The organism is Streptococcus mitis (genome assembly GCF_023110375.1).
Classification (GTDB): Bacteria; Bacillota; Bacilli; order Lactobacillales; family Streptococcaceae; genus Streptococcus; species Streptococcus mitis_CI.
Genome location: NZ_JALDVV010000023.1, coordinates 1 through 10,423 on the forward strand (window position 1 = coordinate 1; position 10,423 = coordinate 10,423).

Genomic DNA, 10,423 nt, shown 5'->3' on the forward strand with positions numbered 1-10,423 from the left:
TTAGCACGTTTCTCATAAGAATAGAAATGATAAACTTTTAGTCTTCATTAAAATACCTAAAGCGTTTATACTATTAAATCTTAAAAAATAGCAGGTCTTTAGGACTTTTTAAAAGACTATAAAAGTTCTTAAAAAAGTCCACAAAAAAAGCCCCCACAAAAGGGCAATCAATCGATGAGTTCAGCAGGCAAGAAACTAGCACGGTCAAACGTGCTTTTTTTTATTGCTGGTTGCTGATAGGTATATTATAACACGATAAAGACGATAGGGCAAAATATCCTATAAAGATGATATGCACTTACTTATATACTTCCAGCTCTCCGTTCTGGTGGATTCTCGCAAAGTTTAAGACGGCTATCTGTTTGTATCGATGGTAGCTAGTGGAGCTAGTACCTGCCATTTCTACGCATTCGCTTATTGTTTTCTTTCTCATATAACAATAATGGATAATAAAGTATTTTCTGGCTCGCTTGTTCTCTATGCTGTTGATGTCGTGGGCGAATATCTCCAACCCCTCACGGATTGCTTTTTCATGCTCACCGCTCAAATTCCACTGATCAGGTAAGACAAGCTTCCAAGCCTCTTCATCTATCGCAACTTGGTTTTCACTCCCTGCCATCCTCTGGAAACGTAGAAAGTAAGTCATCCGCTCTCTGACGTTCATCATCGTTTTAAACTTATCCAGTTCCATTACTTCGCTCCTTTGTGATATAATAATATTATTGAGATTATAGCTGAGGCGGAGCGCCTTGGCTTTTTTTCGTATTCTAAGGCTATTCCTTTTGAATCTCATCTTCCCAGACGGATTCAACCATTGCGCTCATGGCCTCTATAAATTTATCATCCTTAACTGGAGTTTCTTGATGGATGTTACTCTTAATCACACTGATTTCTGCTCGCAACTTCTCGTCCAGTAACTCCAAATCACGAAAAGCGCTATTATTCATCCCATGCAAAGCAGAAAGAAAGGCATTGAAATTACTAGGCTTCAATCCACTTTCGATAATTTCAGATTTAGCTTTATTTTTTAGCCATTCATACTCATTAAAAGCCTGCTCCCTCGACCACAAAGCACGGTTTGAAAACTCTTTTAATAACTCTCTGTACCTTGTATTAACCTTGTACTCTTTCAGCAACTTACTAGCCCTTGAATCTATCGTACTATCAGCCATCTTTTGGGCGTTGTAAGCCTCTTTATATGCTTTTCTTTGAGATAGTCCAGCTATTAGTCCTTGGACAAATTTTTCTTGTCTTTGCGTTAACTTATCTGTCACATTAGTTCACCTCCTTAAGCGACAAAAAGGGGAAAACTCCCCCTTGTCTTAAGCGTTATCTTGCTCTTGCTCAGCTTTTAATACTGATTCTTCTACGTTGTAGTCAATGATTGCACCGATAGCGTCCCCATCTTCAATGTATTTAAAATTATAACGCTCGTACTCTGGATGTGCTTGCTGGTGCTCCTCCATTAGTTTAAAGAGTTCTACAATCGTCGGAACTGGTTCAATTTTGTGTCTAATTTGTCTCTTCATATTTTAAAAATGTCCTTTCGCGTCATTATAAGTGCGACCAAAAACTTGTTTATAATTTTCTTCTAAGAATGGTTTTACTGGATATGTTGGTACATAATCAATCATTCCACCAACTGGAGAAATTCTAGACCCCCCTGTACTGAAGGTAAATTCTCTCTTACCTTTCCCCACTTTGTAAGCCATAGCATGGTAAAGAGTTCGGAGTTTATCTGAATCAGCGATAATTTCATTATCAATCTGATCAATCTCTTTCATCAAATCCACGGCTTTATCATAAAGCGCCTTATGTTTTTTGTCAACCGTTGAATCTAGTTCATCGATTTTTGCCTTAAAATCTTCAAGGTTCATCAGTGCTTCATTGTGCAAGTCTTCCAGCTTTTTAGCGTTCTTTTTTAATTTACTTTCAGCAATCCATAAGTTATCCTTTGCACTGCGTAGCTTGTCTTTGTCTACTTCATCAACCGCTTCATCGTATTCACGTTGGGCGGTCGCTTGGTCTTGGAGTAACTGTGTTTTTTCTCGTTCAGCTTCAGCAATCGCATTTTCGTTTTGTGTAATCAATGCGTTCACTTCCTTAGTGATTTTATCTAGTGCTTTATCCATTTTTTGGGCTAGTTCTTGGCGTTTTTGCGCTTGTTCAATGTTGTTGGTGTTTTGTGTTTCTGTCATCTTATTCTTTCCTTTTCTGTTGTTTTATTAAGTTTAGAGTGCCATATCCAATCCAGTCACGGGGTCTCTATTGTAGTTCATCTACTTATATCCTCTCTACTCTTCAACTTCTTCATCTATTGGATTTTCGCTATTCTTGAAAACCTCACAAATGCGTTTAAAGTTGATATCTAGATTGTTATCCTCCAAATACTCAGCGATAAGCGTTCCGTTTTCCTTATATCTTAGTTTAATAGCTGGCACTAGATAAGTACCTCTCATATATCCAAATAAAGCTAGTCCTGCTATTTGTGCGTCTTCTAGGTCTCCAAATTCATAAGTAAATGTATGTTTTGGTGCTGTTTCTGAAAATGCTTTTAATGTCATGTTGTCTCTCCTCTTTCTGTTTTAAGGGTGTCACTAGTAGTTACACCGTCGCAAGGGGGTCGGTACTATCTACCCCATTTTATTTTAGGTTTTGGGTAAAGTGTAGCCGTTTTTGAATATCTATTGGCTACGCATTCCGCCTTACAGCCCCTAGGGTTTTCGCCTTGTGTAGCCGTGTAGCCGTTTCATCTCAAAAAAAATATATAAATAACGTATTAGGTATTTAATTATATATACTTTTATAAAATATATATTTTGGCTACATTTATATTAAAAAGTCAGTAATATCAAGGGTTTAGGGGTGTAGCCGTTTTTTTCGTCTTGTCTACACCTCTTTGAAACTCTTACAGTATCAAGGGTTTTCAGTGTAGCCGTTTTTTTATCTTTTGGCTACACTGTCTACACTTTATTTTTTTATTTTAGCAAATCCACGCTTGACGCTTTTACCAAATCTAAGGGAGTCCCTCGATTCCCAACCCTCTTTGTTTTGCATGAATTTCTTAACCTTGTTCTTATCTTTAGGGTTGGGGGAATTGTTCAAATAAACCTCGGAAAAGAATATATTTACTGTCAACTTGTCCCTTTCCACCAGTTCCCCATACTTTCCAGTATCTAGATGAATCTCTACGCCATTAGCGCCCATATGATAGCCGTGGTTCATCATGTCATGAATATAGTAGTGTCTTGTACTGTCTGTTGCTGGGAATTGATACATATTTTTAGGGTAGGGAGTTTCTAAATAACGCTCAACATCCTCAAGGATTTCATCTACAAACTTGTAACGGCTTCTAACCTCATTTACTAGCTTTTCCTGCTCGTCTGTCAGGTTCAAGACTTGGTTAGCTCTCCAAGCTATCACCATAGCACCCCAAAAGGCTCTACGGTCTTTTTCTGTCCACTTCCTGCCCTTATAGTTGGTGTCTTTGTGTACCTCTGCAACCAGAAAGCGCCTTTCTCCTGTCAAGTCATTTAAATAATCATGGTCATTGGTTGCCCTCACGATAATAAAACTCTTAGGCAATCGCCTATCACTGGAGGCGTAAGGTGGTCTAAACTCTAGCTTGGTTTCTGTGATAAATTTCTTCAATTCTGAAAAACTAGCTTTTTTGCTGGCCACCATCTCATCATCAAATACACACCAGTTTCTTACCATTCTAGCCTTGTCATCTTTGTCTGTGAAGGTCTCAACGGTTGTAAAATACTTGTGAGTAAAAAGCCCCTCAAAAAATTGGGTCTTTCCTACTCCCTGCCTTCCAGTCAAGTCCAGCACAAAGTCAAACTTGATGGTAGGGTCAAACACCTTGGCAACCGCTCCACGGAAAAACAAGTCCATGATAATACGGTTATATTCATCATCCTTGATATTGAGATAATGCCTTAAAATATCAAATGGATCGCGCTGATTCACTAACTCTTTATACTCGCTTTCGCAAGATTCCAGATAGTCTTTTAAAGGGTTGTAGCTATGTTCTCCAGCTACCACTTCCAAAATATCCGCTATGTCAGGCTTTTTATAGTCCATCTTGTACTTGGTAGCAATATAAGCCCTAATCTCTCTGATAATCAGGTCATCGATCGCACCGCTCAGGGTTCTACCGTTTAGCTTCATTGGTCTAGTCACGTCAATTTCATAAGTGAAGACGTTGTACTGTATAGCCCCTTTTAGCTTGCTATCTCCGCTCAAAATCTTCTTGAGATTGTCCAAGTTGACTGCAAAGCCATCGCCTCTTGCTTTCTTTGCCAAGTCCAGGCTATTGTGTTCCTCATCGGTCTCCCTTGCTTGGGTCAAGTCCACCACTTCAGGCGACGCTTGTTTCTGATTTTCTTCAATGATTTTATTTACAATATCATTGCTATTCAAAAGCCACCTCCTTATAGAATTTTGTCGCTACTTCTAGGAAATAGCTTGCTAGGTCTTTCCGCTTGACGATTGCTGAAAACAAGTCCACTAATTGGCCAAAACTGTAACCATTCACAAATAGCAAGCGGACAAACAGTGAAGTCTCATATCTGGTATAAATGCCGTTACAAATCAGGTCAAAAACCCAGCCTTTTAACTCCACTCCAAGCCCCTGCCGTTGCTCGGTCAATTTGTTTACCTCTAAATCTTTCAGGATTGTCAGCAAGTCGGGACTGGCCAAACCTATTTCTAAATCTCTGGTCAGTTCCCAGCCCTCTACTTCCTCGCTTTCGTCTTTAACTGCCACATACAAACCTTTGTAGTGAAAAGCCGTCAAGCCCTCGCCTATTGGCTCAAAGTAGATAAATTTGTAGTGATTGCCATTCTTCCATACTTGGGTTGGGGTAGATTTGAGAAAGCCAAACAAAGGCAATTTGTCAGCGGATAGAACCAACTCTATCACTCTCATTCTCCCACCCCCATAAACTTCCAAATGTCAGTCACTAAATAGTAAATCATTCTTGAACCATCGTCAGGCGGTTGATAGCGTCTTAAACCCTGCCTTTCCCACTTATTTAGCGTGCTGTCACTAATTTTCAATTCCTCTTTGAGTTCAACTCTATTTATAAGCTTGGTCAGTCTCTGCGGTGCTTTCTCATGCGCTTCAAGGTATCTTTCCACTACCTCCAGAATGCCATGAGTTAGGTCATGCTCACTTTCTCGGCTTAGGCTAAACATATCCGCCCACCTCCTTCAAGGTTTCTTTGTAGCTTTCTAGATCGCTATTCATCAACACTGCTAGGCGCTTGCTCTCCTCCTGTACTTGGTTGTAAAAGGCCTTAGCGCCATCTAGTAGCTCGCCTTTATTCGCTGGGATAAAGTACCCACTAAAAACGCCATATCTAACCCCCACAATAGGGATGTTGTGCTTGACTACTAGGCGCTTAATGATGTCACGTACTGTTCTTTCTGTTAGCTTGGTTGTCAGGCTGATTTCTGCCCCTGTTATGGAGTTCTCAGCCCCTACCTTGATTAGTCTTAATACTCGTTTATCATTCTCTGATAGTCTCATCCAGTTCCTCCTCTCCTTTGCTTTTATTCAAAAAGGTTATTTGTCCGCTCATTACCCCTTGCAAAATATCTTTTTGAGTTTCTATGATTGTATCCAAGGTTTTCAAAATAGCTGTCTTAGTCTCTAAATCAAACGCTTGTTTTGTCAACAAGCCCATAGTTACAGCTAACTTTGTTGCATTGTCCATACACGTAGCTAGAAAAATATCTTTAGTAAAATAAGGTTCATCTGGTATTTTTTCACTATCAAGGTATATCTTCACTATGTAACTCATTTCATCCCTCCGTAAACTCTTACCCCTGCAAGCTGGATATATCGCCCATAATCAGGGTTTAAATCCTCGCTAGGTGTTTCTATCGTCTGTTGGTTTTCTCGCTCAATTTGGGCGCTTTTTTTGCGGTCTCGGTGGTTTAAATAAAGCAGTAGGCCAATTAATACCACCATACAGATTACCGATTGTGTATTGGTTAAATCTAATTCATTCATCTTATGCCCTCGCTTTGTAATTCTTGATATAGTCCACTTGATCAGTTCGCTCCATCTTCAGGAAGTCGTCCACCTCTTCGGCGCTTACTTTTCGATCTACAAAATCAGCAATAAACTGGAAGAGGTTCGGATTTCTCTCCTTGATTTCAGCCATTTATTTATCAAATTCTGCTTGTGTCATGTTGTCTAGGTCTAGTGTCATTGCATTGCCTCCAGCTCTTTAGCGTCGTCATTGTTCAAAAGCAAAAAGGCTATTTCATTTAGACGATCGTATAGCTTTTCATTCTGGGCGTATGCTGTATCAGTGTATTTTTTAGCAAGCCATAAGAACGTGGTTGTATCATTCTGTAGTGCAAACTCAAGCCCTTCAAGAGCTAGGTTATTCATTTCTAAAACATTCATGATGTCGGTTAATTCGTTCCCTAATTCTGCTAGCTTCTCAGCCGATAATAGAACTTGTTGGCTTGATATTGCTTTTTTTGTTGTCATGTTTTTTACCTTTTTTCTATCTTTTTATACTTGCCACGATGGCTTTTTAATGCTTTTTACTATACTGGATATCCTCACACTCAAAGTTGGGCGATGGCGAGTGTGGGGGTTTTGAATGGTTGTTTCTTATACAGTTTTTCTTGCAATGAAGTTCCTCACGCTCAGAAGTTTGCCGACCGAGAGCGTGGGGCTTTTTGAGTTGTTTCTTATACAGTTTTTCTTGTTCCTTTTCTGCCTTTTAATTGTTTTTTACTATACAGGATTGACACCACTCCAAACGCTGGGCTATTGCCTCAAGTTGGCGAACGTATGTAGTGATGACCAGTTTAAAGAGTTGGCGCTCTATACTTTTCAAAACCTTTTCTAATTGCTTGCCTGCCATTAGTTGTTATTGATTGAATAGTTGATTTTTGTTATAATTGAGATATAGAAAAAATATCTATATTCTTGATCCAGTCGCTTGCTCTCCTCGACCAAAATTTGAGCAAGTGACTTTTTTTGTTGTCGTTTTTAATCTTCATGTCTAGGTTTTTTATAAATCAGTTGACGGCTTTCCACTAACTCAGCGATAAAAGCTAGGTTATTGGCCGTATTCTCTATCAAGTCGTCAAGTACCCCTTTATTTTCAGGTAATGCCATAGCTTCCGTCATACTCACGGCATCATCTAGCCATGTTTTAAATTCTTTAAAGTTCATTTCTTTTCTCCTTTTTTTGTTGTCAATCCCAAGTGGTAAAGCACCAGTGGAGTATCTTGTAGATGTAATATAGTATTGCGATTGGGTCGCTCCTTTCTATTTATCCAACCTTTAACAAATCATCAATCGTAACTTCTAAAAAGTCAGCTACTTTCTGCAATGTCTCAAAAGTCGGATTTTTTGAACGTTCATAATACAATGCAGTCAATGTGCTTTTTGATAGCCCTGTTTCTCTTGCAACATCTGCCACCTTCAAGCGTTTCTTTGCTAAAATAACACGCATATTATTTTTCAAATGTCTTACCTCCTTCTATTATCTTTAAAAGCTATCTCCAGCAGAATAGATTGAAAAGTGTTGTTCTGGAGATTTTTTTCAGACACTTTTTGTCTGATTGGTTTTTATTATACAGACACTTTTTGTCTTTGTCAAGGATATTTTTTATTTAATTGGACTTTTTTTGTCTGATTTAAGAAAAAGAATGATATAATACATTTGAAAGGTGTTGATATAAATGAATAGATTGAAAGAGTTACGTAAAGAAAAAAAGCTATCTCAAAAAGAAATAGCAAAAGAAATGAGCATATCAGAAAAGACTCTATCACGCTGGGAAAACGAAGAAAGCCAAATCAAACCAGAGAAAGCCCAGCAACTAGCTGACTACTTCGGGGTAAGCGTTGGGTATCTGTTGGGGTTTAGTAACGATGTAGAAAAACACCCTTTTGAGTGGGATGAAATTTCGGAAATTTCTAAACCATATTTGGTAAAAGAACTAGAAAAACGGAAGCAAGAAAGAAGAGAAGAACTAAGAGTTTTAAGAGATTTTGCAAAAAATAATGATTTAACTGAAAATATAAATAATGTAACTCAAAAATTAGGAGATATTGTAATACCTTATCTTGATTTAAATGCGCAATTAAAAGCGAAACAAAAGTTCTCAGATAGTGAAAAGAAAGCATTGGGATACCTTGAAAATCAAGTTTTAAACTTGAACTCAGCATTTTCGCAAACACTCTTGACAATTTTTAAAGGTATGCAATCTATAGATGAGTATAAAAATGTGGAAAATGTATTAAATTTCCTTAGAGAATCTGAGGGCAAATAAATCACGCACTAAATATAGTCATGGTCGAAGCCGACAGCATATAGATAAAAACAAAAAAAGACAAGCCTGCTACTGCTGACTTGTCTAATATCGCCTGAACTGAAATAACGGGAAAGATTCAGGCGATAATACCGAGAATAAGACTAAATAAACCACCAGAAAACGACCTTGGTATTGTTCATGATTGGATTTTTTCAGAGTTCGGACTCCCAAACTTTAGTCTACGCTATTATTATACCACTCTTGCATTTAAAAAGCGACTGACGGCATTTCTCACGCTCATCAGGCTATAACTCTCTAATGAAGTATAATGCGGTATAATTTAGACGATTTTCAACACTTTGGCATTTTAGAAACGCTTAAAGCGCTCTAAACAATATCAAAAAAAATAAAACTCTTGAAATATTGGGGCATGTATGCTAGAATGAAAGCATAAAGGGAAAAACAGTGCTTCTAGCATATGTAACTAAAAAGCCCCACCGTTCCAGCGATGGGGTTTTTTGCTACCCTCTTAAAGGGTTAAAGGCTACTTGTTGCGTCTCTTTATCCATAGCTTGAAAAGCTCAGATAGTACGTTAACAAGTAACGGAGCTAGAAAAAGGGAAAACAACTCTAGCATATATAACACCTCCCTTCTCTAAATTGAGGGGGCGAAAACATTATATCAAAAACACCCATCACAAACAAGCCCATATAAGCCCATATCCGCCTTGTTCCCTTTTCTGGTACAATTTGCCGTCTGACTAATTAAAATCGAAAATAAAGGGGATCTAGTAGCCCCTCGCATGGTATAAACTCAAAACCTTTTCTAATTGCTTGCCTGCTGATGGAAAAGGAGTAAAACCATGAAGATTACAGAATACAAAAAGAAAAACGGGACTATCGTATATCGCTCAAGCGTGTATCTTGGCATCGATACCGTAACGGGTAAGAAAGTCAAGACGACGATATCAGGGCGAACCAAGAGAGAACTCAAAGACAAAGCGCTACAGGCTCAAATAGACTTTGAAAAAGGAGGCTCAACAGTATATAAGGCGGTTCAAATCAATACCTACGACGAACTGGTGGAGAATTGGCTAGAAACGTACTGCCATACAGTTAAAAAGGCAACACTTACAATAATCAAGAGTAGACTAAATAACTATCTACTTCCAGCCTTTGGAAACTACAAACTAGATAAGCTAACGCCCCCGGTTATTCAAAAGCAAGTTAATCAATGGGCAAAAGAGTACAATCAACTAGGCAAAGGCTACCAAGAATATCCGCAACTTAACTCGCTAAATAAGCGAATACTTAAATATGCCGTATCGTTGCAAGTTATCTCCTTTAATCCTGCCCGTGATATTATCGTCCCACGTCGTAAGGCAAAAGAAGGGCAAAAACTGAAATATCTGGATGATGATAACTTGAAAAAATTCTTGACTTACCTGGAGCAGTTACCAAACACTTACAAAAATTTCTACGATACGGTGCTTTATAAGACGCTTTTAGCTACTGGTTTGCGTATTCGTGAGTGTTTAGCCTTGAAATGGTCTGATATTGACTTACAAAACGGTACACTAGACGTAAACAAAACTCTAAACTGTGAAAAGGAAGTCACCACCCCTAAAACAAAATCAAGCGTAAGAGTAATTGACTTGGATAATAAGACAGTGCTCATGCTACGGCTTTACAAAAATAGACAAGCGCAAGTGGGTAGAGAAATAGGCTTGACTTATGAGAAAGTATTCCCTAATTATTTCGATGAATATAGAGACGCTAGGACGCTTAGACATAGACTTGAGAAACATTTAAAACTTTCTGACTGCCCTCGTTTAACTTTCCACGCCTTCCGTCATACTCACGCTAGTATCTTACTCAATGCAGGACTGCCTTACAAAGAAATACAAACAAGGCTAGGGCATTCTCAGATATCAATAACCATGGATACATATAGCCACTTGTCCAAAGACAACAAGAAAAACGCTACTTCATTTTACGCAAAAGCCATTGAAAAGTTAAAAAGTTCCTAAAAAGTCCACAAAAAGCTTAAAAATCCATTAGCTCAATCGTGAAAAGTAGCTATATCAAGGGTTTTACACACCCTATTTTAAATTTAGCACGTTTCTCATAA

General features: G+C 38.3%; 17 protein-coding genes. 2 read left to right on the forward strand and 15 right to left on the reverse strand.

Features of this window, described 5'->3' with window-relative positions; all coding sequences use genetic code 11:
• Positions 1–298: 298 nt before the first annotated feature.
• The 15 genes from M1G12_RS09710 to M1G12_RS09780 all read right to left on the reverse strand — a co-directional run bounded on the left by M1G12_RS09710 (position 299) and on the right by M1G12_RS09780 (position 7,502).
• Entirely contained in the window at positions 299–691 is a 393-nt protein-coding gene (locus M1G12_RS09710) for an ArpU family phage packaging/lysis transcriptional regulator (RefSeq protein ID WP_247942084.1), read from the reverse strand.
• Between the two features lie 82 nt (positions 692–773).
• Positions 774–1,274, reverse strand: a complete 501-nt coding sequence (locus tag M1G12_RS09715) for a terminase small subunit (protein ID WP_247942085.1) — start codon at positions 1,272–1,274, stop codon at positions 774–776.
• Between the two features lie 48 nt (positions 1,275–1,322).
• A complete protein-coding gene (locus tag M1G12_RS09720) occupies positions 1,323–1,529 on the reverse strand; it encodes a hypothetical protein (RefSeq protein ID WP_049497377.1) in 207 nt (68 codons plus the stop codon).
• A 3-nt stretch (positions 1,530–1,532) separates the two neighbouring features.
• Entirely contained in the window at positions 1,533–2,198 is a 666-nt protein-coding gene (locus M1G12_RS09725) for a hypothetical protein (RefSeq protein WP_247949834.1), read from the reverse strand.
• A gap of 96 nt (positions 2,199–2,294) precedes the next feature.
• Entirely contained in the window at positions 2,295–2,564 is a 270-nt protein-coding gene (locus M1G12_RS09730) for a hypothetical protein (RefSeq protein ID WP_023947507.1), read from the reverse strand.
• A gap of 406 nt (positions 2,565–2,970) precedes the next feature.
• Positions 2,971–4,425 (reverse strand): virulence-associated E family protein, encoded by a 1,455-nt coding sequence (locus M1G12_RS09735; RefSeq protein WP_247949835.1) that lies wholly within the window; start codon positions 4,423–4,425, stop codon positions 2,971–2,973.
• Positions 4,418–4,933, reverse strand: coding sequence for a hypothetical protein (locus tag M1G12_RS09740; protein ID WP_247942088.1), 516 nt, complete (start codon positions 4,931–4,933; stop codon positions 4,418–4,420). The genes M1G12_RS09735 and M1G12_RS09740 overlap by 8 nt, the downstream gene beginning before the upstream one ends.
• Positions 4,930–5,202, reverse strand: a complete 273-nt coding sequence (locus M1G12_RS09745; protein ID WP_247942089.1) for a hypothetical protein — start codon at positions 5,200–5,202, stop codon at positions 4,930–4,932. Before M1G12_RS09745 ends, M1G12_RS09740 begins: the two co-directional genes overlap by 4 nt.
• Positions 5,195–5,536, reverse strand: coding sequence for a DNA-binding protein (locus M1G12_RS09750; protein ID WP_247942090.1), 342 nt, complete (start codon positions 5,534–5,536; stop codon positions 5,195–5,197). Before M1G12_RS09750 ends, M1G12_RS09745 begins: the two co-directional genes overlap by 8 nt.
• A complete protein-coding gene (locus tag M1G12_RS09755) occupies positions 5,517–5,810 on the reverse strand; it encodes a hypothetical protein (protein WP_247942091.1) in 294 nt (97 codons plus the stop codon). Before M1G12_RS09755 ends, M1G12_RS09750 begins: the two co-directional genes overlap by 20 nt.
• Positions 5,807–6,022 carry a hypothetical protein gene (locus tag M1G12_RS09760; protein ID WP_247942092.1) on the reverse strand — a complete coding sequence of 72 codons (216 nt, stop codon included), beginning with the start codon at positions 6,020–6,022 and terminating at the stop codon, positions 5,807–5,809. Before M1G12_RS09760 ends, M1G12_RS09755 begins: the two co-directional genes overlap by 4 nt.
• A 1-nt stretch (position 6,023) precedes the next feature.
• Positions 6,024–6,176, reverse strand: a complete 153-nt coding sequence (locus M1G12_RS09765) for a hypothetical protein (protein ID WP_247949836.1) — start codon at positions 6,174–6,176, stop codon at positions 6,024–6,026.
• Between the two features lie 44 nt (positions 6,177–6,220).
• Positions 6,221–6,511 (reverse strand): hypothetical protein, encoded by a 291-nt coding sequence (locus M1G12_RS09770; protein ID WP_084953890.1) that lies wholly within the window; start codon positions 6,509–6,511, stop codon positions 6,221–6,223.
• A 510-nt stretch (positions 6,512–7,021) separates the two neighbouring features.
• On the reverse strand, positions 7,022–7,207 hold the full coding sequence (locus M1G12_RS09775) for a hypothetical protein (protein ID WP_247949837.1): 186 nt from the start codon (positions 7,205–7,207) through the stop codon (positions 7,022–7,024).
• A gap of 100 nt (positions 7,208–7,307) precedes the next feature.
• On the reverse strand, positions 7,308–7,502 hold the full coding sequence (locus M1G12_RS09780; protein WP_000794674.1) for a helix-turn-helix domain-containing protein: 195 nt from the start codon (positions 7,500–7,502) through the stop codon (positions 7,308–7,310).
• A 217-nt stretch (positions 7,503–7,719) separates the two neighbouring features.
• On the opposite strand from M1G12_RS09780, the gene M1G12_RS09785 reads away from it, so the two are divergent.
• Together M1G12_RS09785 and M1G12_RS09790 are read left to right on the forward strand one after the other, a co-directional pair.
• Positions 7,720–8,310: a helix-turn-helix domain-containing protein gene (locus tag M1G12_RS09785; protein WP_247942097.1), complete on the forward strand. Its 591-nt coding sequence runs from the start codon at positions 7,720–7,722 to the stop codon at positions 8,308–8,310.
• 845 nt (positions 8,311–9,155) lie between these two features.
• Positions 9,156–10,322 (forward strand): tyrosine-type recombinase/integrase, encoded by a 1,167-nt coding sequence (locus M1G12_RS09790; RefSeq protein ID WP_247942098.1) that lies wholly within the window; start codon positions 9,156–9,158, stop codon positions 10,320–10,322.
• The last annotated feature ends 101 nt before the right edge of the window (positions 10,323–10,423 follow it).